This window comes from Halomonas marinisediminis, assembly GCF_004347715.1.
GTDB lineage: Bacteria > Pseudomonadota > Gammaproteobacteria > Pseudomonadales > Halomonadaceae > Halomonas > Halomonas icarae.
Window position 1 is genome coordinate 1 of sequence record NZ_SLTR01000747.1, and the last position, 230, is coordinate 230.

1 protein-coding gene is annotated in these 230 nt (G+C 44.3%); it reads left to right on the top strand.

What is annotated here, in order from left to right; all coding sequences use genetic code 11:
* Window positions 1-181 (top strand): RsmG family class I SAM-dependent methyltransferase (locus tag E0702_RS18410; protein WP_205742157.1); only part of this gene is annotated, 181 nt, incomplete at its 5' end.
* Between the last annotated feature and the right edge of the window lie 49 nt (window positions 182-230).

The window sequence follows — 230 nt, forward strand, 5'->3', positions numbered from 1 at the left end:
TGAGTGGTGTCATCACTTACCTAAAGAGCACACCGGACGCTTTCTCGCGTTAAAGGGGCAATTATCACAAGATGAGATTGCTGAACTTCCAGAGTGGTGTTGTGTGATCGATATCAAACCTTTGAAAGTTCCTCAATTGGAAGGCGAGCGTCATCTAGTAATCTTATCGCGCAAGGAATAATAGCGAGGTAGAGCGTGGGAAAAATAGTAGCCATTGCCAATCAAAAAGG